Source organism: Streptomyces sp. NPDC057900, from assembly GCF_042887885.1.
Classification (GTDB): Bacteria; Actinomycetota; Actinomycetes; order Streptomycetales; family Streptomycetaceae; genus Streptomyces.
On the sequence record NZ_JBHVOI010000002.1, the window covers coordinates 1,092,135 to 1,114,023 of the forward strand.

At 73.6% G+C, this 21,889-nt stretch carries 12 protein-coding genes; 8 read left to right on the forward strand and 4 right to left on the reverse strand.

Going from position 1 to position 21,889, the window contains the following annotated elements; all coding sequences use genetic code 11:
- The first annotated feature begins 183 nt into the window (after positions 1-183).
- The 5 genes from ACFVQ0_RS12290 (at position 184) to moeZ (ending at position 6,871) form a co-directional block, all read left to right on the forward strand.
- Positions 184-2,055 carry a glycosyltransferase gene (locus ACFVQ0_RS12290; RefSeq protein ID WP_390087789.1) on the forward strand — a complete coding sequence of 624 codons (1,872 nt, stop codon included), beginning with the start codon at positions 184-186 and terminating at the stop codon, positions 2,053-2,055.
- 547 nt (positions 2,056-2,602) lie between these two features.
- On the forward strand, positions 2,603-3,634 hold the full coding sequence (locus tag ACFVQ0_RS12295) for a hypothetical protein (RefSeq protein WP_390087791.1): 1,032 nt from the start codon (positions 2,603-2,605) through the stop codon (positions 3,632-3,634).
- A 177-nt stretch (positions 3,635-3,811) separates the two neighbouring features.
- Positions 3,812-4,777, forward strand: a complete 966-nt coding sequence (locus tag ACFVQ0_RS12300; protein ID WP_390087074.1) for an NAD-dependent epimerase/dehydratase family protein — start codon at positions 3,812-3,814, stop codon at positions 4,775-4,777.
- The gene (locus ACFVQ0_RS12305; RefSeq protein ID WP_390087076.1) at positions 4,765-5,607 is read left to right on the forward strand and encodes a spherulation-specific family 4 protein; all 843 of its coding nucleotides are present in this window, start codon (positions 4,765-4,767) and stop codon (positions 5,605-5,607) included. The genes ACFVQ0_RS12300 and ACFVQ0_RS12305 overlap by 13 nt, the downstream gene beginning before the upstream one ends.
- A gap of 85 nt (positions 5,608-5,692) precedes the next feature.
- Complete coding sequence (gene moeZ, locus ACFVQ0_RS12310; RefSeq protein WP_311303375.1) at positions 5,693-6,871, forward strand: adenylyltransferase/sulfurtransferase MoeZ; 1,179 nt, start codon at positions 5,693-5,695, stop codon at positions 6,869-6,871.
- A 65-nt stretch (positions 6,872-6,936) separates the two neighbouring features.
- On the opposite strand, the gene ACFVQ0_RS12315 is transcribed toward moeZ, so the two are convergent.
- From ACFVQ0_RS12315 to ACFVQ0_RS12325, 3 genes are all read right to left on the reverse strand, one after another.
- On the reverse strand, positions 6,937-8,520 hold the full coding sequence (locus tag ACFVQ0_RS12315; protein ID WP_390087078.1) for an alpha/beta hydrolase: 1,584 nt from the start codon (positions 8,518-8,520) through the stop codon (positions 6,937-6,939).
- An 81-nt stretch (positions 8,521-8,601) separates the two neighbouring features.
- Entirely contained in the window at positions 8,602-10,206 is a 1,605-nt protein-coding gene (locus tag ACFVQ0_RS12320; protein WP_390087080.1) for an alpha/beta hydrolase, read from the reverse strand.
- Positions 10,207-10,283: 77 nt separating this feature from the next.
- Entirely contained in the window at positions 10,284-13,013 is a 2,730-nt protein-coding gene (locus ACFVQ0_RS12325) for a lysylphosphatidylglycerol synthase domain-containing protein (protein WP_390087082.1), read from the reverse strand.
- Positions 13,014-13,234: 221 nt separating this feature from the next.
- On the opposite strand from ACFVQ0_RS12325, the gene ACFVQ0_RS12330 reads away from it, so the two are divergent.
- Both ACFVQ0_RS12330 and ACFVQ0_RS12335 read left to right on the forward strand, forming a co-directional pair.
- Entirely contained in the window at positions 13,235-13,651 is a 417-nt protein-coding gene (locus tag ACFVQ0_RS12330; RefSeq protein ID WP_390087084.1) for an MGMT family protein, read from the forward strand.
- A 302-nt stretch (positions 13,652-13,953) separates the two neighbouring features.
- Entirely contained in the window at positions 13,954-17,334 is a 3,381-nt protein-coding gene (locus tag ACFVQ0_RS12335; RefSeq protein ID WP_390087086.1) for an ATP-dependent helicase, read from the forward strand.
- Between the two features lie 24 nt (positions 17,335-17,358).
- Here the strand turns inward: ACFVQ0_RS12335 and ACFVQ0_RS12340 are convergent, their stop codons facing one another.
- Positions 17,359-18,288 carry an SAM-dependent methyltransferase gene (locus ACFVQ0_RS12340; protein ID WP_390087088.1) on the reverse strand — a complete coding sequence of 310 codons (930 nt, stop codon included), beginning with the start codon at positions 18,286-18,288 and terminating at the stop codon, positions 17,359-17,361.
- A gap of 163 nt (positions 18,289-18,451) precedes the next feature.
- Between ACFVQ0_RS12340 and ACFVQ0_RS12345 the strand changes: the two genes are divergently transcribed.
- Positions 18,452-21,889 carry a UvrD-helicase domain-containing protein gene (locus tag ACFVQ0_RS12345; RefSeq protein WP_390087090.1) on the forward strand — a complete coding sequence of 1,146 codons (3,438 nt, stop codon included), beginning with the start codon at positions 18,452-18,454 and terminating at the stop codon, positions 21,887-21,889.

Sequence of the window (21,889 nt, forward strand, 5' to 3'; positions counted from 1 at the left end):
TTCGCCCCCGTCTGGGGGGGGGGCGGTCTCTTTCTGGGGTTTGTTGGTTCGGGCGGGGCCCCCCGTCGGGGGGGGGCCCCCCCCCCCCCCCCCCCCCACCACCGGCGTATCCGCTTACGGTCGTCCCGCTGCGAGTCGCCGATCCAACGGTGGCCGCCCACAAGGGAGATCGGGGGTGTGCTCGTGCGGATCGGACTCCTCACCGACGGTGGTTATCCGTATGCGACCGGTGAGTCCAGACTCTGGTGCGACCGTCTGGTGCGGGGACTTTCGCAACACGAGTTCGATCTCTTCGCGCTGAGCCGCGACGCCGAACAGGAGGCGCGCGGCTGGGTCCAGCTCCCCCTCCAGGTGAGCCGGGTACGGACGGCGCCGCTGTGGACCGCCGACGAGGACGCCCTGGGCCTGCACGTCCCCAGAGGACTGCTCGCGCGACTGCTGACCGGCGGGGGCGCGCACTCCTACGGACGGCGTGAACGACGGCGCTTCACCACCCACTTCACGGCGCTCGCGACCGCGGTCTGCGCCACGGGCGCGCCCCTGGCCGAGCGGGGCGACGGCCCCGGGGACGAGCGGCCCGCCGAGGACGCCCGGTTCGTCGAGGAGGCGCGGCTGCTGACCGGCGGGGGCGCGCGGTCCGCCGACGACGCGCGTTTGACCGATGACGCGCGGTTCACGGACGGGCTCTACGGTCTGGCCGAACTGGCCTGCGAGCACGGCGGACTTCCCGCCGCGCTCCGCTCCGAGGCCGCGGTACGGATCCTGGAGGCGGCCTGCCGCGCGCCCGGCACCGGCCGCACTGTCCAGGCCGCCACCGTCCCCGACCTCCTCGCCTTCGCCGCGGAACTCGACCGGGTGCTCCGCCCGCTCTCCCTCGACTGGTACGACGAGGAGAGCCTCGGTGCCGTGGACCTCTGCCACGCCACCTCCGGAGGCGCCGCCGCTCTGCCGGGTCTGCTGGCCAAACGCTTCTTCGGTGTGCCGCTGCTGGTCACGGAGCACTCCGTGCGTCTGCGGTCGCATTACCTCGCGGCGGCGGGCACCCCGCTCAGTGCGCCGGTGCGCGCCCTCCTCTCGAACTTCCACGGCCGGCTCGCCGCCGAGGTGTACCGCCAGGCCGCCCTGATCACCCCGGGCAACACCCACGCCCGCCGCTGGCAGGAGCGCTGCGGCGCGGACCCCGCCAAGGTGCGCACGGTCTACCCCGGTATGGAGTCCGGCCGGTTCGCGGCGCTGGGCGAGACCGAGGGCGACGGCGGCCCGGACACCCTGGTCTGGGTGGGCCGGATCGAGCCCGCCAAGGACCTGGTCGCCCTGCTGCACGCCTTCGCGGAGGTGCGCAGGGCCGAGCCCGACGCCCGGCTGCGGATCATCGGCGCGGCGGCCCAGGGTCCGGAGGGCGCCGGCTACCTCGCCCAGTGCCGGGCGCTCGCCGCCCAGCTCTTCCCGGACGAGGCCGCCGACGCGCACGCCGTGGGCGACAACCCGGTCTCCTTCGAGGAGATCGGCGGGGCCGAGGTCCCCGACCTCGCCCAGGCGTACGCGGCCGGCGGGATCGTGGTGCTCTCCAGCGTGGTCGAGGGCTTCCCGATCAGCCTGGTCGAGGCGATGTTCTGCGGCCGGGCCACGGTCTCCACGGACGTCGGCGCGGTCGTCGAGGTCATCGGCGGGACGGGGCTCGTGGTGCCCCCGCGCAACCCCCGGGCGCTCGCGGACGCCTGCCTGGCGCTGCTGCGCGACCCCGAGCGCCGTGCGCGCCTGGGCGCGGCCGCCCGCGCCCGCGCGCTCGAACTCTTCACGGTCGAACAGAACCTCGCGGCGTTTCGCGGCATTTACCTGGAGCTGATCGCTCGGGCGCCGGTGCGCAGGGACGCGGCGACAGCGAACGAGGACGCCGGGCCGCGCCCCTTCGCCACCCCACCGGAGGCCCATGTCCTGAGCCTGTGGCCCGAGTTGGACGAAGACCTCGCCCCGGGACCGGCCGAGCGCACACCCAGCTGGGCCGGGAGCGGGGTCTGCGCGGGGGCGCGCGGAGCGGGGGACGGCGATGCGTGAGCAGAGAGCGGCCGGACCGGGCCGCCGTACAGACCGGACCGGGCTGCCCGGTGCCCCCGGTGAGGAGCACGGAGGAACGACGATGGGCCGCCCGACCGAGGTACCCGGCGCACCGGCCACCGGAAGTGGCTGGGACCCCCGCTCGCGAGCGCTCGTCCCCGGTCCACCGGCCGGAACCGCCGCGTTGTCCGCCACGTTGGACACGGACGGGACCGCCCCGGCGGAGACGGCGGAGACGGCGGGCAGCGCCCCCGCCGAGACGCCGGACCAAGGCGCACCCGAGCGCCCCGAGCCGTCCACTCAAGGCCCTCCGGAGCACGTGCCCCAGCCCGCCGAGCCCACCCCGCCGGCCGAACCGACCGTGCACGCCGAACCGACCGCGCACGCCGAGCCCGCCGAACACTCCGCGTCCTCCGAGCACTCCCCGTCCTCCGAACCCCCCACGTCCTGCGCGCCCCCCACCCGCGCCCCCGAGATCGCGCACGCCGCCCCGGTGCGCAAGCTCAGCACCGGGCGGCGCGGTCCCGCCGACCCGGTGAAGTCGCTCATGCACCGGCACCGCGAACTCTGCGAGCGTGCCGTCGACCCGCTGGAGATCGCCGCCGGGCTCGAAGCCCACGGCGTCACCGACCGCACCGCCGCCCGCTACCGGCACCGCGACGTCTTCTCGCTCGCGGAGGAGCTGTTCGCCCGGGTGCCGGGTACCGCGCGGGAGCCCGTCGCCGTGCTCTCCGCCCCGGCGCGTGACGTCCGGACGCGCGCCGCGTGGTCGCTCCGGGCGCTGCTGCCCGGCGCCGCCTGCCTGGCGACCCTGCTCACGCTGCGGCTCACCGACGGGGTGCTCGGCGGCGGGGCGCGGCTCGCCATCGGCAGCGGCGGCGCCCTCCTCGCGTTCGTCGGGCTCGCCGTCGCCCTGCGCACGGGGCCGCTCTCCACCGGCGGCCGCGCCACGGGAACCGCCAACCTGTACGGCTGCTGGCTGCTCGGCTACGCCCTGTACGGCGAGGCCCTCCTCCACCAGGTGCTCAGCGGTGGACCGGAAGGCCCCTGGGACCTCACCCCGGCGCCGCTGCTCGGGCTCGCCGTCTCGGTCGCCCCGGCCGCCTGGTGCGCGCACCTCTTCTCCATGCACGCGCACCGCAAACTCCACGGCAGCCGCGCACTGGAGGAGTTCGCGGCAGGCGTGCGCCCCCTGCTGTTCGGCGCCGTCGCGCTCTTCCTCTGCGCCGTGACCGGGCTGCTGTACCTGGCCGGACTCGGGACCGGGGGCGGCGCCCCCGTCGGGGCCGCCGGACTCGGGGTGCTGCTCCTGCTGGCCCGGCTCCTCACCGTCCACGGCTTCCCCGAACCGGCCACCACCGGACTCGCCGCCGCCTGCGCCGTCGAGGCCGCCGCCCCCGCCCTGGTCCTGGCCGGGCGGCTGCCCGGCCTCCACCCCCTCGCCCGGCCCGTCGACGCCCTCGTGGCGGCGGCGGGCGCCGGGGCCGTCCCCGCCGTGGCCTGCGGCGCGGCCGCGCTCGGCCTGCTGACCACCGCCACCGTCGCGCTCTCCCGAGCCTCCGCCCACACCGCCGCCTGACGCACCACGACGCACCACCGACGCACCACGACACACCGTCACGCACCACAGACGCCCCGCGGAGCCGACGCCGCGGGTCCCTTTCCGCACCGTACGCAACTGCCTCAAGGAGACACCGGACATGACCCCCCAATACCTCGCACCGGCAGCCCGCCGTCGGCACCCAGGGGGCGCACGATGAGGGTGCTGCTGCTCGGAGCCAACGGATTCCTCGGCCGGTTCGTCGCCGACCGGCTGCTCGCCGACCCGGCCGTACACCTCACGGCGCTCGGCCGCGGTGACGACGCCGACGTACGGTTCGACCTCGCCAGCGGCAGCCCGGGAGCCCTCACCCGCTTCCTGGACGCCGTCCACCCCGGAGTCGTCGTCAACTGCGCGGGCGCCACCCGGGGCGGGGCGCGCGACCTGACCCGCCACAACACCGTCGCCGTCGCCACCGTCTGCGAGGCGATGCGGCGCAGCGGCTGCACCGCCCGGCTCGTCCAGGTCGGCTGCTCCTCCGAGTACGGGCCCTCGCAGCCCGGCTCGTCCACCGCGGAGGACGCCATCCCGCGCCCCGGCGGCCCGTACGGCGTCAGCAAGCTCGCCGCCACCGAACTCGTCCTCGGCTCCGGCCTCGACGCGGTGGTGCTGCGGGTCTTCTCGCCGGTCGGCCCCGGCACCCCGGCCGGTTCCCCGCTCGGCCGGCTCGCGGAGGCGATGCGCCGCGCCATGCAGTCCGGTGACGGCGACCTGAAGCTCAGCGGCCTCGGCGTGCAGCGCGACTTCGTCGATGTGCGCGACGTCGCGCGCGCCGTGCACGCCGCCTCGCTCTCCGCCGCCCAGGGCGTCGTCAACATCGGCACCGGCCGGGCCGTGCGCCTGCGCGACGCCGCCGCCGTACTGGCCAAGGTCGCCGGGTACGCCGGCGCGCTCCACGAGCTGGACACGCCCCCCGCCCGGCTGCCCATCGGCGCCCCCCGCACCTCCGCCGAATCGGTCATGGAGCACCTCTCGGCCACCCCCTCGCCCTACCCGGACGGCTGCGGTGCCTGGCAGCAGGCCGACGTCCGCACGGCAAGGGACCGGCTCGGCTGGCGCCCCCGGATCAATCTGGAGGAGTCCCTCGCGGACATCTGGATGGAGGCGGCGTGCCGCATCTGACCAGCAGCGGAACGGCCCGCCGCACCAGTGGCGCGGAGCGGCTCGGCTTCGGCGTCCCCGGCTACGCGCACCCGCTGCTCGCACCCGTCGAATGGGCCGAGCTGGCCCGCCCCGGCACCCCGTTGCACTGGGCCGTCCTCGATATCGACAACGGCCCCGGCAGCCGTCCCGACCCGCACTGTCTGGAGGCCGCCGGCCGGCTCCGTAACGCCCGTGAGCGGGCCGTGCACGGCGACGAGGCGCTGGACGCCGTACGGGCCTCGGCCGGACGGCTGCTCGGGCGGCTCGATCTGGCCTTCGGCAACCGGCCGTTCGACGAGCTGCTCACCGACGCCCGGTCCTTCCTGGACTGGTACCGCGTCGACGGCTTCTACCTCGACCGCTGCCCGGCCGACCGCCCCGGCCTCCCGGCGGTGCGCCGGCTCACCAGCACGCTCGCCGCGCTCCTGGCGGACGGCGACAGCGCGCGGGACGGCGGGCACCTGGTGCTCGGGCACGACACCCACCCGTACCCCGGTTACGCGGAGGCCGCCGACCAGCTCGTCACCTTCCGCGGCCCGTGGACCGACTACCGCTGGTCGCAGGTGGCGGAGTGGACCGCCGCCTACCCGCCCGACCGGTTCGCGCACTTCGTCCACGGCGTCCCGCGCAGCCATCTGGAGGAGGCGATGCGGATCGCGCGCTGGCAGGGCGCCGGGACGATCTTCTTCACCGACCGCACCGGGGCGGCGGATCCGGCGCACAGGCGTGGACAAACCGATCCATTCGCGACGCTGCCCAGCTACTGGGACGAAATCGTCTCGCGGATCGGACCTGGTATCTCGGAATGAGAGGGGGCGTGGCAGTGTTACGGCAAGAACAACCGTACGTAGTCGAAGTACGTAGAAACCGACCACCTGCATTGTTGAGGTTCCTGTGTCGCTGCCACCCCTGGTCGAGCCAGCTGCTGAGCTCACCGTCGACGAGGTCCGCAGGTACTCCCGCCACCTGATCATCCCCGATGTCGGGATGGACGGGCAGAAGCGGCTGAAGAACGCGAAGGTGCTCTGTGTGGGCGCCGGCGGTCTCGGCTCGCCGGCCCTCATGTACCTGGCCGCCGCCGGTGTCGGAACGCTCGGCATCGTGGAGTTCGACGAGGTCGACGAGTCGAACCTGCAGCGCCAGATCATCCACAGCCAGGCCGACATCGGCAAGTCCAAGGCCTTGTCGGCCAAGGAGACCGTGCAGGGGATCAACCCCCTGGTGAACGTGATCCTTCACGAGGAGCGGCTCGAAGCCGAGAACGTGATGGACATCTTCGCCCAGTACGACCTGATCGTGGACGGCACGGACAACTTCGCCACCCGCTATCTCGTCAACGACGCGGCCGTGCTGCTGAACAAGCCGTACGTCTGGGGTTCCATCTACCGGTTCGACGGCCAGGCGTCCGTCTTCTGGTCGGAGCACGGCCCCTGCTACCGCTGCCTCTACCCGGAGCCGCCGCCCCCCGGCATGGTTCCCTCCTGCGCAGAGGGCGGGGTGCTGGGCGTGCTCTGCGCGTCCATCGGCTCCATCCAGGTCAACGAGGCCATCAAGCTGCTCGCCGGAATCGGTGACCCGCTCGTCGGCCGGCTGATGATCTACGACGCGCTGGAGATGCAGTACCGCCAGGTCAAGGTCCGCAAGGACCCCGACTGCGCGGTCTGCGGCGAGAACCCGACCGTCACCGAACTCATCGACTACGAGGCCTTCTGCGGCGTCGTGTCCGAGGAGGCCCAGGAGGCGGCGCTCGGCTCCACGATCACTCCCAAGCAGCTCAAGGAGTGGATCGACGGCGACGAGAAGATCGAGATCATCGACGTCCGCGAGCCGAACGAGTACGAGATCGTCTCGATCCCCGGCGCGAAGCTGATCCCGAAGAACGAGTTCCTGATGGGCAACGCCCTCCAGGACCTCCCGCAGGACAAGCGCATCGTGCTGCACTGCAAGACCGGTGTCCGCAGCGCCGAGGTCCTCGCGGTCCTCAAGTCGGCGGGCTTCGCCGACGCGGTGCACGTCGGCGGCGGCGTGATCGGCTGGGTCAACCAGATCGAGCCCGAGAAGCCGGTGTACTAGAACGCTGCGAAGGGGCCGGTCCGCATCGTGCGGGCCGGCCCCTTCGGCGTATCCACCGTGCTCCGCTACGAGCAGGTCCTGCCGTCCGCCGGGACCTTCCCGTCCAGGAAGTACGTGTCCACCGTCGACGTCACGCAGGTGTTCTGTCCGTAGGCGCCGTGCCCCTCGCCCTTGTTGGTGAGGAGCACGCCGACGCCCTTGCCCAGCTCGTCCGCCATCTTCCGGGCACCCTCGTACGGGGTCGCCGGGTCGCCGGTCGTCCCCACGACCAGGATCGGAGCGGCGCCCGGAGCGCTCGCCTCCGGGTTGTCGCGCTCACCCTTCACCGGCCAGCCCGAGCACCAGCCCGCGGTGTCCCAGGCCAGGAAGGCCCCGAAGGCCGGCGACAGCTTCTCGAACTCGGGCAGCAGCGCCTTCGCGTCGGCCGCCGTCGGCCGGGCGTTGCTGTCCGCGCAGGAGATGGCCCGCTGCGAGTGGCTCTCGGTGCCGTAATGGCCCTTCTCGTCCCGGCTGTTGTACGAGTCGGCCAGCTGGAGCAGGATGCTGCCCCGGCCGCTCTCCGCCTCGTCCAGCGCCTGGGTCAGGACCGGCCAGCTCTCCTTGGAGTAGAGCGGCATCACGATGCCCGTGATCGCCAGCGACTCGTTGAGCTCGCGGGACGTGCCGGTCGGCAGCGGCTTCTTGTCGATCTCCGCCAGCAGCCGGGCGATGCGCCGGGTGCCCGTCCTCGGGTCCTGGCCGCGGTCCTTGAGGTAGTTCTCCAGCGCCCGCTGGAAGCCGATCGCCTGGTTGCGGGCGTGCCCGACGGTGTCCGCCGTGGGGTCGACGACGGCGTCCAGGACGGCGCGCCCCACGTTCTTGGGAAACAGGTGGGCGTACGTGCCGCCCAGCTCCGTCCCGTACGACATGCCGAAGTAGGTCAGCTTCCGGTCACCGAGCACCTCGCGGATCAGGTCCATGTCGCGGGCGGCGTTCGATGTGCCGACGAACGGCAGGACCTTCCCCGAGCGGCGCTCGCAGCCGGCGCCGAAGTCCGCGCCGTCCTTCAAGAACGCCGCCTCCTCCGCCGCCGTGTCCGGAGTCATATCCACCTTCCGGGCGGCGTCCTCCTGCTCCTGGTCGGAGCGGCACCGCACCCCGGCGCTCCCGGCCACCCCGCGCGGATCGAAGCCCACCAGGTCGTAACGGGTGTTGAGCTTCTCGTACGAACCGGCGGCGCGCGGCAGGATGGAGACGCCGGAGCCGCCGGGGCCGCCGAAGTTGAACAGCATCGAGCCGAGGCGCCGGCCCTTGTCGCGCGCCTCCTTGCGGATCAGCGCGATCCCGATCGTGTCGCCCGCCGGCTTGGCGTAGTCCAGCGGGACGCGGACCGTCGCGCAGCGCCAGTCCGAACCGGGTGCGGTCCCGCCCTCGGGGGCTCCGCAGCGTTTCCAGTCCGGGTGCTGCGAGGTGAGCGAGCCGGGCAGGGCCGGGAGCCGCGCGGGCTTCCCGTCCGCGGTGGACGGGGCCGTGGCGGACGGTGAGCCGGCCGTACCGCCGTCCGCCGCCTTGCCGGGCTTGTCGTCCGTACCGTCGTCGCAGCCCGCGAGCGCCCCCGTCAGCAGCAGCGCGGCGGCGGCCAGCGCCCCGGCCCGTACGTATGAGACCACGTGAGTCCCTCCCCTGTGTCCCCCGTGTTCCGCCCTGCCAGGTCGGCAGTTCGCCCATGGTAGGACGGCGCCGGGAGGGGCCTACCCACAGACCGTTCCGGCCGCCGGGACCTTGCCGTCCAGCAGATAGCCGCCCACCGCCTTCTGCACGCAGGCGTTGCCGCTGTTGTACGCGCCGTGCCCCTCGCCCTTGTACGTCATCTCCACGCCGACGCCCTTGCCGAGCTCCTCCGCCATCGCCTTCGCGCCCTTGTAGGGGGTCGCGGGGTCACCGGTGTTGCCGATGACCAGCTGGGGGGCCGAGCCGGGGGCGCTGACATCGGGGTGCGTCCAGACACCGGCCACCGGCCATTCGGTGCACGCCATCAGACCCCAGCCCAGGTAGTCACCGAAGACCGGTGAGGCCTCGCGGAACCGGGGGAGCTTCGCCCTGGTCTCCTCCAGCGTGAACCGCTCCTTGGAGTCGGCGCAGCTGATGGCGGTGTTGGCCGCGGCGGAGTTGTCGTAGTGGCCGTTGTCGGAGCGGCCGTTGAGGGAGTCGGCCAGCGCCAGCAGCAGTCCGCCGCTGCCGCCGTCGGCCTCGTCGACGCCCTGCTCCAGCAGCGGCCAGGTCTCCTTGGAGTACAGGGCCGCCGCGATGCCGGTGGTGGCCTGGGTCTCGGTCAGCTTACGTGCGCCGAGTCCGGCCACGGGGTGCTTCTCCAGCCGGTCCAGGAGGTCGGAGATCCCCTGCTCGATCCCGTCGGCGTCGGAACCCGGCAGCTTGCAGGCGTCGCCCCGCTTCGCGCAGTCCTCTGCGAAGTTGTCCAGCGCGAGCTGGAACCCCTTGGCCTGGCCGAGCGAGGACTGCTCGGCGTCCTCGGTCGGGTCCACCACCGCGTCCAGCACCGACCTGCCCACGTTCTTGGGGAACAGGTGCGCGTAGACGCCGCCCAGTTCGGTGCCGTACGAGATGCCGAAGTAGTGCAGCTGGTGGTCGCCCAGCACCTGGCGCATCAGGTCCATGTCGCGGGCGGCGTTCGTCGTCCCGACGAAGGGGAGCTCCCGGCCCGAGTTCTGCTCGCAGGCCGCCGCGTACGCCTTGGTGTCGTCGATGAACGCCTTCTCCTCCGCGGCGTCGTCCGGCGTTCCGTCGGCCTGGTAGCGGGCGTCCAGCTGCTTGTCGGTCTCGCACCGCACGCCGTCGCTGCGGCCGACCCCGCGCGGGTCGAAGCTCACCAGGTCGTAGCGGGTGCGCAGCTTGTCGTAGTCGGTGCCGAAGGCGGGCAGGGTCGCGACGCCGGAGGCGCCGGGGCCGCCGAAGTTGAAGATGAGGGAGCCGATCCGCTTTTTCTGGTCCATGGCCTTGGCGCGGATGAGCGCCAGGCCGATGGTGGCGCCGGAGGGTTTGGCGTGGTCGAGCGGGACCTTCATGACGGAGCACTCCCAGACGGCCCCGCCGGGCAGCGGCGAGGGTGCGGCACCGCCGCCCTCCGCCTGGGACGGGGCGGGGCAGCGCTTCCACGTCAGCTGCTGGGTGGCGAGGGCGGACGGACCCGGGCTCGCGGCGGCGTTCGCCGGGTGCGGCGAACCCTGCGAGCGGTCCGGTGCGTCGTTGTCACCGCCGTCCGAGCAGCCGGTGAGCGGAAGCAGCACGGTCACGGTGGCGGCGAGGGCCGCGGCGCGCAGGGCAGGGGAGGTCCTCATCGCTCCATCGTGCGGCGGCGACGGGGAAGGTGCACGGGGCACCGGTCCAAGCGGGTGGCCGGCGGCCCGGACAACTCCTAGAGCTCGCCCTTGCGGGTGAGGTGGTTGAAGCAGATCCAGCCGGGGAGCACCGGCAGCCACAGGGTCATCAGCCGGAACAGCAGCACCGCCGGGGCCGCGACCTCCTTCGGCAGGCCGACCGCGATCAGACCCAGCGTCAGCGCGCCCTCGACCGCGCCCATACCGCCCGGGGTCGGCGCGGCAGAACCCAGCGCGTTACCGGCGAGGAAGACCACCGCGATGCTCGCGTAGCTGAGGTGCGGGGTGTCCGGGCCGCTGAACGCCCGGACCGACGCGTCCAGGCACATCACGAACAGGCCGGTGAGCAGCAGCATCCCGCCGATGCCGGTGAGCAGCTTCTGCGGCCGCTGTACGACGTCGAGCATGCGCGGTACGACCCCGGCGAACAGCGACCGCACCCGGGTCACCACGAACTTCCGCAGGAACGGGATCGCCGTCACGACCAGCACCAGCACGGCGACCGTCAGCAGCCCCGCGATCACGGTCCTGGACGGGGTGAGCGAGGACGGGGTCTTCTCGGTGCCGGTCAGATAGCCGAAGGCGCCGAGCAGCAGGATGTGGCAGCCGAGGCCGAACAGCTGCGAGGCACCGACACTCGCGACCGCGAGCCCCGGGCGTACGCCGGAGCGTTGCAGGAACCGGGTGTTCAGCGCGACACCGCCCACCGCGGCGGGCGCCACGATCTTCACGAACGACCCGGCGATCTGCGCCAGCACCGTCTTGCCGAACGGCACCCGCTCCGGCACGAAGCCCAGCAGGCTCATCGCCGCCGCGACGTAGCTGAGCGCGGAGAAGCCGAGCGCGGCCGCCACCCAGCCCCACTCCGCCTGCTCGACCACCGCACCGAAGTCGGCCTCCGTGACCTGCGAGATCAGGAAGTACGCGGCGATGGCGCCCGCGATGAAGCTGAGCAGGGTGCGCGGTTTGATGCGCTCCAGCCGGACCGGCTCGACCGGGGCCTGCGGCCGGATCAGCAGCACCTCCCGGCGGATCAGGGTGAGCAGATCCTCCTCGCGCGCCTCGTCCAGCGCGTCGTCCATGGCCCGTTTCTCGGCCTGCTTCTCGGTCCGCAGCGATTTGCGGGCGGCCTTGCGGTCCGCGTCCCCGGAGCTCTCCGCGGCCTGGGTACGGGCCCGCTTCGCCGCGTCCGACGCGTCGAGCACCGCCTCGCGCTCCCGCTGCGACCGCTCCCGGGCGAGCCTGCGCAGATGCGCCCGGGTGGAGCGGCTGAGCGCGATCGGCTGGAGCAGCGGCAGGCAGTCCGCGACGGTGTCCGGGCCGACGACCGCGAGCGCGGCGGCCACCGCCCGCTCCGCGCCCACCCGCAGACCGGTGGTGGTGAGCAGCTGGGCGACGTCCATCCGGAGCACCAGATCGCCGGCCGCGATCTCGCCGCCGCGCAGGTCCGTGACGAACACCTTGCCGGAACGGTCCACCAGCAGGGCGTCGCCGGTGAGCCTGCGGTGCGCGATCCGCCGGGACTGGAGCGCCTGCACCTGGCGCCAGGCGTCGCGCACCAGGTCATCGGTGATGTCGGCGTCCTCCAGCGCGTCCAGGGAGCGCCCGCCGATGTGCTCGTACACCAGCATCACGGCGTCGGGACCCAGCTCGGAGGTGGCGATCAGCTTGGGCGCGTTGGCCCCGGCGGCGATCGCCGCGTACGCGAGGAGCGCCTCCTGCTCCAGCGCCTGGCGCAGCGACTGGATGGACCGCCGCTGGGTGATCCCGCGCAGGGTGAGCCTGCGCCACACCCGGTAGAAGAATCCCTGGGCCTGCTGTTCCCGGTCGACGACCGTCACATCGAGCGGCGGCCCGTCCTCCAGGGAGACCAGGTAGCGGCGGCCCCGGTCGTTCTGGTCGCCGGAGTCGGGGGCGTCGTCGGCGCGCATCGCGTTGACGGGGTGGAAGCCGACATGGCGCAGACCCGCCATCAGGTGCTGGCCGGTCGGCCGGACGTTCGGCGAGCCGACCGCGTACAGCGTGCCGTACGCCACCGTCCAGCCGATCAGCACCGTGAGGATGATCGAGAGCGGTGTCGTGTAGCCGCCGACCAGCATGGCGAAGGCGTCGAGCAGCAGCACCACCCACAGCACGACCCGCCAGCGCGGCCGTCTCGCCATCCCGACCGCCGTCATATAGGCGATCACCGGAGCGAGATAGCCGTGCACGGGATCGGTGAGCGCGTCACCCGGCGCCGGCTGGGTCAGGGCGTCCTGGATCGTTCCGGAGGCGGTCTTGGCGACCCACAGATCCGCCGCGAGCGTCACTCCGTGGGCGAGCACGGCGGCCAGCACACCGTCCGCGATCCGCAGCCCGTCGCGTTTGATCAGCCGCTCGATCGCGAAGGCGACCGGCACGAGCAGGACGGCGATGCTGGAGACCAGGCCGGCGATCTTGATGAGCACGTCGGGCGCCTGGCCGGTGCCCTTGTTGATGTCCTCCTCAAGACCGGTGGTCGTGCCGTGGGCGAACGCGGCGACGGAGAACAGCACGACGATCGCCAGGACGCCGATGAGGAGACGCAGCAGATCCGAGGGACGGTGCACCCGGGCGGGGAGCAGGGGTTCGTCCCCGGAAACGCGCTCGGACAGGTCCTCTTCCGAGGTCGACAGCGTCGAACCGGCCGGGCTCCCGGAAGGACTCTCCGTACCGGTGTCGGAGTCCGGCCGGCCCTCTTCCGGGTGCGGCTCGGCATCAGAGGCGTCGGCCGCCTTCGGTGGCTGCACGCCCTGCTCCTTCGTCGCCTCTGATTGGTCTTCGTGTTCTCGTATCACCGGTCACCGCCCGGATGATGGTGGCACGGCCTCTGGACGGAGGAGGGCATCAGGGTGCGATGCAGGGGCGCGCGAAGCGCAAGATACGCCCCTTTCCCGGCCTCCGCACGCTGTGTGTGCGGCCGGACACGGAATCGGCCGCGCTGTCGGTGGCGTACGGCAGGATGGGCCGGATGAGCGAGAACCCGACGAGTGACGCGCTGCCGGAGTACGCGGAGCGCGTGCTCGACGTCGCAGAGCTGATCCCGCCCGGCCGCGTCATGACGTACGGCGACATCGCGGAGTGGCTGGGGGACGGCGGCCCGCGTCAGGTCGGCCGGGCCATGGCGCTGTACGGGTCGGCGGTGCCGTGGTGGCGCGTCGTGCGCTCCGACGGGACGCTGCTGCCCGGCCACGAGCTGCGCGCGCTGAACCACTACCGGGCGGAGAACACCCCGCTGCGCGAGGCCCCGGCCAGTGCGGACGGTCACGTTCCGCGCCTGGACATGAGACGGGCGCGGTGGGACGGAGTGCCGGGCGCGGCGGCGGACGCCGGGTCGGACGGCGTGACGGGCGGTCCGGGAGCGGACGGCGGGGGTGCTCACACCTGACAGCTTCGGCCATCCGGCGGCCCATCGTGCGGAGCCGGGCCCGTACGGCGTACGGGAAGCGTGACGCGCGCGGCGCGCGGAGCCCGCTGCCCGCCGGGCGTGCGCCGTCCGCGCGGAGTGCGCCGGCCTCGGCACGTCCGCTGTGGTCCGGGCCGCCCCGACCGGGTTCGCCGTCCGGGCCGAACGTGACGATCCCCGCATCCGTACCGCCACGATCGGGCCCGCCGCGGGAGTAGCGTCGTCAGTTCGCGGCAGCTGCCGCGCCCTCACCATCAGCACACCCACCAGGACCGGCGACCCACGTGAGCTCCTCCTCCACCACCCGGCACAGTCCGCACCGTCAGGCACGGCGTGGGACCACGGGCGCGTACCGGCTGGTGCGTACCCCGCCGGGCTCCGTGGACCCCCCTCTCCTGGACGCGGCGCAGCGCGCGGTGGTTGACCACCCCGGCGGGCCGCTGCTGGTCCTCGCCGGACCGGGCACGGGCAAGACCACCACGCTCGTGGAGAGCGTCGCGGCACACGTCGCGCGGGGCGCGGAGCCGGCCCGCATCCTGATCCTCACCTTCAGCCGCAAGGCCGCCGTCGAGCTCCGCGACCGGATGGCCGCCCGGCTCGGCGCCGTCCGCAGCCCGCAGGCCACCACGTTCCACTCCTTCTGTTACGCCCTGGTCCGCGCCCATCAGGACGCCGATCTCTTCGCGGACCCGCTGCGGCTGCTCTCCGGTCCGGAGCAGGACGTCACGGTCCGCGATCTGCTGGCCGGCCAGCTCGACCTGGAGAAGCAGGGGCGCGCCCACATCCGCTGGCCCGACGAGCTGCGGGCCTGCCTGACCACCAGGGGCTTCGCGGACGAGGTGCGCGCGGTGCTCGCCCGCAGCCGTGAACTGGGCCTCGGCCCGGACGCCCTCGCGGACTTCGCCCGGCGCACCGGCCGCCCCGACTGGAGCGCCGCCGCCGAGTTCCTCGCCGAGTACCTCGACGTGCTGGACGCCCAGGGGGTGCTGGACTACGCGGAGCTGGTCCACCGGGCGGTGCTGCTCGCGGAGCGCCCCGAGGTGTCCGCGCTGCTGGCCGGCCAGTACGACGTGGTGTTCGTCGACGAGTACCAGGACACCGACCCGGCGCAGGTGCGGCTGCTGCACGCGCTGGCCGGGAACCGGGGGAGCACCCCGGGCGGCGGGGGCGGCCGGGACCTGATCGCGTTCGGTGACCCGGACCAGTCGATCTACGCCTTCCGGGGCGCCGACGTGAACGGCATCCTCGACTTCCCCGAGGTCTTCCGGCGGGCGGACGGCGCCCCGGCCCCGGTCGGCGTCCTCACCACCTCGCGCCGCTCCGGGGACCGGCTGCTGGCGGCCACCCGGCTGCTCACCCGCCGGATGCCGCTGTCCCGGCTGCCCTCCGCGAAGGTCCGCGCCCACCGGGAACTCGGCGCGGTCCACGAGGGCGGCACCGTCGAGACGTACACCTACCCGACCGCCTCCACCGAGCTCGACAACATCGCGGACCTGCTGCGCCGGGCGCATCTGGAGGACGGGGTGCCGTGGCACGAGATGGCGGTGCTGGTCCGGGCCGGCGGCCGCACGATCCCCGCGATGCGCCGGGCCCTGACCTCGGCGGGCGTTCCGCTGGAGGTCGACGGCGACGACCTGCCCCTGCGCCACGAACCCGCGGTGGCCCCGCTCCTGACCGCCCTGCGCACGGTGGCCACGGCGGCGCTCCGCCGGAACGCGGAGGCGGAGGCAGGGGCGGAATCCCCGGCAGAACCCGGGGCGGACGCGGAATCCGTGCCCCCCGCCCCGGCGGCCTGGCTCGACACCGAGACCGCGCTGACCCTCCTCGCCTCCCCCCTCGGCTCCATGGACGCCGCCGACCTGCGCCGGCTCGGCCGGGCCCTGCGCGACGAGGAGCGCGCCACCGGGAACCGGGTGCCCGCGCCCTCCGGCGATCTGCTGGCCCGCGCGCTGGCAGAGCCGGAACGGCTCGTCACGCACGATCCGGCGTACGCCCGCGGCGCTCAGCGTCTCGGCGCCCTGCTGCGAAAGGCGCGCGAACTCCTGGAGGGCGGCGGCACCGCGGAGGAGGCCCTGTGGGAGCTGTGGTCCGGCACCCCCTGGCCGGGCAGGCTGGAGCGGGCCGCGCTGCGGGGCGGCGCCGGCGGCCGCAACGCCGACCGCGATCTCGACGCGGTCTGCGCCCTGTTCGACACGGCGGCCCGCGCGGAGGAGCGCACCGGCGGGCGCGGCGCGCTCAACTTCCTGGAGGAGGTCGACGCCCAGGACATCGCGGCCAACACCCTCTCCAGGCGCTCCGCCCGGCCCGATGCCGTACGGCTGATGACCGCGCACCGGTCCAAGGGCCTGGAGTGGCGGATGGTCGTCGTCGCCGGGGTGCAGGAAGGCCTCTGGCCCGACCTGCGCCGCCGGGGCTCGCTGCTCGAAGCGGACCGGATCGGCCGCGACGGTCTCGCCGAACCCCTCACCCCCGGCGCACTCCTCTCCGAGGAGCGCCGGCTGTTCTACGTCGCCGCCACCCGCGCCCGCGAACGGCTCGTCGTCACCGCCGTCAAGGCACCCGCCGACGATGGCGACCAGCCGTCCCGCTTCCTCACCGAACTCGGCGTCGAGCCCCGCGATGTCACCGGCCGCCCGCGCCGCCCCCTCGCCGTGGCAGCCCTGGTGGCAGAGCTGCGCGCCACCACCGTCGACCCCGGCGCGTCCGACGCCCTGCGCGAGGAGGCCGCCCACCGCCTCGCCCGGCTCGCGGCGCTCACCGACGACGAGGGGCAGCCGCTCGTGCCGTCGGCCCACCCCTACCGCTGGTGGGGCCTGTACGAGCCGACCCGCTCGGCCGTCCCGCTGCGCGACCGGGACCAGCCCGTCGCCCTGTCCGGCAGCGCGCTCGACCAGCTCGCCAACACCTGCGCGCTCCAGTGGTTCCTGGGCCGCGAGGTGAAGGCCGACGCCCCGGCGACCGCCGCCCAGGGCTTCGGCAACGTCGTCCACGTACTCGCCGACGAGGTGGCCTCCGGCCGGACGCCCGCCGATCTGGCCGTCCTCATGGAGCGGCTCGACTCGGTCTGGGACGGGCTGGTCTTCGACGCCCCGTGGAAGTCGCAGCAGGAGAAGGAACAGGCGCGCGTCGCCCTGGAGCGCTTCCTGCGCTGGCACGTCATGGACCGCACCGGCCGCACCCCGGCCGCCAGCGAGCACGACTTCGACGTGACGCTGGAGGCGGGGGAGTACGAGGTGCGCATCCGGGGCTCCATGGACCGGGTGGAACGGGACGCGGACGGCCGTGCCTACGTCGTCGACTTCAAGACCGGCAAGCAGTCCCCGACGAAGGAGGAGGTCGCCCGCCACCCCCAGCTCGCCGTGTACCAGCTGGCCGTCAGGGAAGGCGCGGTCGACGACGTCTTCGACGGCGAACGCCCGGAGTCCGGCGGCGCCGAACTCGTACAGCTGCGCCAGCCCGCGCCCAAGAAGGAGGGCGGCGACGCCGTCCCCAAGGTGCAGGCCCAGCAGCCGCCGGACACCGAATGGGTCTCGGACCTGCTGGCGACCGCCGCGGGCCGGGTCCTGGACGAACGGTTCACCCCGACGACCGGCCAGCACTGCACCCACTGCGCGTTCAGGGCCTCGTGCAGTGCCCAGCCGGAGGGGCGGCAGGTCCTGGAGTGAGCGGGCGCGCCCGGCCCCGGACCGTCACGGTTTGCGGGCCATCACCCCGTACACACTGACGTCCGCGTCGGTGACGTCGTTGATGTCCTGGTAGCGCGTCCGGTCCAGGACGTCCAGGCTCGCCACGAACTCCCGGTCGGGTTCTGCGGCCTCCGGCAGGTCGGTGACCTGCTCCGGACGCCAGCGGTGCACCGGGACGACGCCGGGGTCGAGCAGCTCCAGACCGTTGTCGGTCACGAAGCGCTCCACCTGGGCCCGCGAGCGGCGGACCATGGAGAAGCCGCGTTCCTTGAAGGCCTTCGTCACCTGGCCGACCTGCTCGGGGTTGAGATCCGAGCTGACGTTGCTCAGCACGAGATGGCTGCCCGACGGGATGGCGTCGACGAGCTGCCTGACGATGGGAATGGCCTCCTCGTCCTCGATGAAGTGGAGGACGGCAGCCAGCACCAGGGTGACGGGCCGGTCGAAGTCGAGAGTGCGGCGGGCGGCTCCGAGGATCTTGGCGGGGTCGCGCAGGTCCGCCTCGATGTAGTCGGTGCTGCCCTGCGGCCCGCTGGTGAGCAGGGCCTGCGCGTGGACCAGCACCACCGGGTCGTTGTCCACGTACACGACCCGCGCGTCGGGCGCGATGCCCTGCACGATCTGGTGGACGTTCTGCTGGGTCGGCAGCCCCGTGCCGATGTCCAGGAACTGCCGGGCGCCGTTTCTGGCCGCGAGCGTCACCGCGCGCCGCATGAAGTCCCGGTTGTGCCGCACGGTGAGGTACCCGCGCGGATTGGCCTTCAGCGCCATGGCCGCCGCCTCGCGGTCGGCGGGGTAGTTGTCCTTGCCGCCGAGGAAGACGTCGTAGACGCGGGCCGGGTGCGCCTTCGTGGTGTCTATTCGCTTCCGGAGTTCGGCGGTGGCGTCCGGCGCTCCGGAGCCGGTTGCGGGGGCCGGGATGTCGGCGCTCATGTGACCGTCCTCGTAAGGCTGTTGATGCGACTGGCGTCAATCTAGACGGTTCCCCGCGGCTGGTGGCCCGCCAGCCGGCGGAACGCGGGCGCCGATGCCCCGCGGGGCGCCCGCCCGCCCACGGCTTCGTGGGTTGTCGGCGTGGCCGGTTAGCCTCTGTGGAGTGTCCTCGCACCTCACCGATCCCGAGCAGCTCAAGGAGCTCCTCGGGATCCCCTTCACCCCGGAGCAGACGGCGTGCATCACCGCGCCGCCCGCCCCGCAGGTGATCGTCGCCGGGGCCGGGTCGGGGAAGACCACGGTGATGGCGGCCCGGGTGGTGTGGCTCGTCGGGACCGGACAGGTCGCCCCCGAACAGGTCCTCGGCCTCACCTTCACCAACAAGGCGGCCGGCGAGCTGGCGGAGCGCGTCCGCAAGGCCCTGGTCGCGGCCGGCGTCACCGATCCGGAGGTCATCGATCCGGACGACCCGCCGGGCGAGCCCAGCATCTCCACGTACCACGCCTTCGCCGGGCGGCTCCTCACCGAGCACGGGCTGCGGATAGGGCTCGAACCCACCACCCGCCTCCTCGCGGACGCCACCCGCTTTCAGCTCGCCGCCCGCGTGCTGCGCGACGCCCCCGGCCCGTACCCGGCCCTGACCAGGTCGTTTCCCACGCTGGTCAGCGATCTGCTGGCGCTGGACGCCGAGCTTGCCGAGCATCTCGTACGCCCCGAACAGCTCGCGGAGTACGACACGGAGCTGCTCCGCGAGCTGGAGAGCGCCAAGCTCAGCAACGCCGAACTGCGCAAGATCCCCGAGACGGCGGAGGCCCGCCGCGAGCTCCTCTCGCTGACCCGGCGCTACCGCGAGGCGAAGCGGAGCCGCGACCTCCTCGACTTCGGCGACCAGATCGCGCTCTCCGCACAGCTCGCCCTCACCCGCCCCGAGGTCGGCGCGATCCTGCGCGAGGAGTACCGGGTCGTCCTGCTCGACGAGTACCAGGACACCTCCGTCGCCCAGCGCCTGCTGCTCTCCGCCCTCTTCGGCAGCGGCCCCGACGGCACGTCGACCGGGCACGCGGTCACCGCCGTGGGCGACCCCTGCCAGGCCATCTACGGCTGGCGCGGCGCCTCCGTGGCCAACCTCGACGACTTCCCGAGCCACTTCCCACAGGCCGACGGCGCCCCCGCCACCCGCTACTCCCTCAGCGAGAACCGCCGCAGCGGCGGCCGCCTCCTCCACCTCGCCAACGGCCTCGCCGAACCCCTGCGCGCCATGCACGAGGGCGTCGAGGCACTGCGCCCCGCCCCCGGCGCCGAGCGCGACGGTCTCGTCCGCTGCGCCCTGCTGCGCACCCACACAGAGGAGATCGACTGGCTCGCGGACTCGATCGCCCACCTGGTGCGGACCGGCAAGGCACCCGGCGAGATAGCCGTCCTGTGCCGCACCGCCGGCGACTTCCCGCAGATCCAGGCCGCACTGGTGGCCAGGGACATCCCGGTCGAGGTCGTCGGCCTGTCCGGGCTGCTGCACCTCCCCGAGGTCGCGGACCTCGTCGCGGTCTGCGAGGTCCTCCAGGATCCGGGGGCCAACGCCTCCCTGGTCCGGCTGCTCACCGGCCCCCGCTGGCGGATCGGCCCCCGCGACCTGGCGCTGCTCGGCCGCCGCGCCCGCCTCCTGGTGCACCGCGCCTCCCACGGCGACGACGAGGACTTCGACCCCGACCGCCGCCTCGCGGAGGCCGTCGAGGGCGTCGACCCGGCCGAGGTGATCTCGCTCGCCGACGCCCTGGACACCTTCCTCGGCTCCGGGGGCGAGGGGGACGACCGGCTGCCGTTCTCCACCGAGGCCCGCGTCCGCTTCGCCCGCCTCGCCACCGAACTGCGCGAACTGCGCCGCTCGCTCGCCGACCCCCTGATGGACGTACTGCACCGGGTCCTGAGCGCCACCGGACTCGAAGTCGAGCTCTCCGCCTCCCCGCAGGCCCTGGCCGCCCGCCGCCGCGAGACCCTCGCCAACTTCCTCGACGTCGCGGCCCGCTTCGCCGCCGTCGACGGTGAGGCCACGCTCCTCGCCTTCCTCGGCTTCCTGCGCACCGCCGCGCAGTACGAGAAGGGCCTGGACAACGCGCTGCCCGGCGGCGAGAACACCGTCAAGGTCCTCACCGCCCACAAGTCCAAGGGCCTCGAATGGGACGTCGTCGCCGTCCCCGGCCTGGTCGGCGGCCAGTTCCCCAGCGGCCAGTCCCGCGATGCCTGGACCTCCCAGTCCAAGGTCCTCCCGCACGCCCTGCGCGGCGACACGGCCACCCTGCCCGTCATCCACTCCTTCGACGCCAAGGGCCTCAAGGGCTTCAAGGAGGAGATGAAGGAGCACCAGCACACCGAGGAGCTGCGCCTCGGATACGTCACCTTCACCCGCCCCCGCACCCTGCTGCTCGGATCCGGCCACTGGTGGGGCCCCACCCAGAAGAAGACGCGCGGCCCGTCCGGCTTCCTGCACGCGCTGTACGAGCACTGCGTGGCCGGTCACGGCGAGATCGAGGTCTGGGCGGACGAGCCGGCCGAGGACGAGGAGAACCCCGCCCTGGCCGAGTCGGCGGCCGACCACGCCTGGCCGCTGCCGCTGGACGACACCGCGCTGACCCGCCGCAGGGCCGCCGCGGAGACGGTGATGGCCCACCTGACGGCACTGGCCGGGGCGGGGCCGGCGGATGACGCGCACCCGGCGGCGGAGCGGCCGGATCCGCCGGAAGAGCCGCCCTTCGAGGACGAGCTGTTCCCCGAGGACGACCCCTTCCCGGACGACGACCCCTTCCTGGACGACGCGCCCTTCCCCGATGGCGACGACGTGCCCCCGGCCGACGCCGCCCCCCACATCCCCGCGGCCCGGCTGCCCGAGCGGGTCCCCGCGCGCCTCACCCCCGAGGAGTCCCGCACCCTCGCCTCCTGGGACCGCGACCTCGACGCCCTCGCCGGGGAGCTGCGCCGGGCCCGCGCCACCGTGCGTGACGTCCTCGTCCCCGCCTCGCTCTCCGCCACCCAGCTGATGCGCCTGGCCGACGACCCGGACGGCTTCGCCCAGGAGCTGGCCCGGCCCATGCCCCGGCCCCCGCAGCCCGCCGCCCGCCGGGGCACCCGCTTCCACGCCTGGGTCGAGTCCCGCTTCGAGGAACTGCCGCTGCCCATGCTCGGCCCCGACGAGCTGCCCGGCGGCGAGGACAGTGACGCCGAGATCGCAGACGAGGCCGATCTCGCGCTGCTCAAGGAGGCCTTCGAGCGCACCCCGTACGCCCGCCGGACCCCGTACCGCGTCGAGACGCCGTTCCAGATCACGCTGGCCGGCCGGATCGTCCGGGGCCGTATCGACGCGGTGTACCGCACCGGGGACACGTACGAGATCGTCGACTGGAAGACCAGCCGCACCAACACCGCCGACCCCCTCCAGCTCGCCGTCTACCGCCTCGCCTGGGCCGAACTGCACGGACTGCCGCTCACCGACGTCTCGGCCACGTTCCTCTTCGTCCGCACCGGTGAGAGCGTCCGTCCAGGGCGCCTCCCGGGCCGCCGGGAGCTGGAGCGCATCCTCCTGGACGAGCCACCTCCGACGGACGGATAA

Excerpts from the sequence above, each read along its gene's own strand:
- ACFVQ0_RS12295 (WP_390087791.1), top strand. The coding sequence starts at position 2,603 with ATGCACCGGCACCGCGAACTCTGCGAGCGTGCCGTCGACCCGCTGGAG.
- ACFVQ0_RS12300 (WP_390087074.1), top strand. The coding sequence starts at position 3,812 with ATGAGGGTGCTGCTGCTCGGAGCCAACGGATTCCTCGGCCGGTTCGTC.
- ACFVQ0_RS12320 (WP_390087080.1), bottom strand. The coding sequence starts at position 10,206 with ATGAGGACCTCCCCTGCCCTGCGCGCCGCGGCCCTCGCCGCCACCGTG.
- ACFVQ0_RS12330 (WP_390087084.1), top strand. The coding sequence starts at position 13,235 with ATGAGCGAGAACCCGACGAGTGACGCGCTGCCGGAGTACGCGGAGCGC.
- ACFVQ0_RS12340 (WP_390087088.1), bottom strand. The coding sequence starts at position 18,288 with ATGAGCGCCGACATCCCGGCCCCCGCAACCGGCTCCGGAGCGCCGGAC.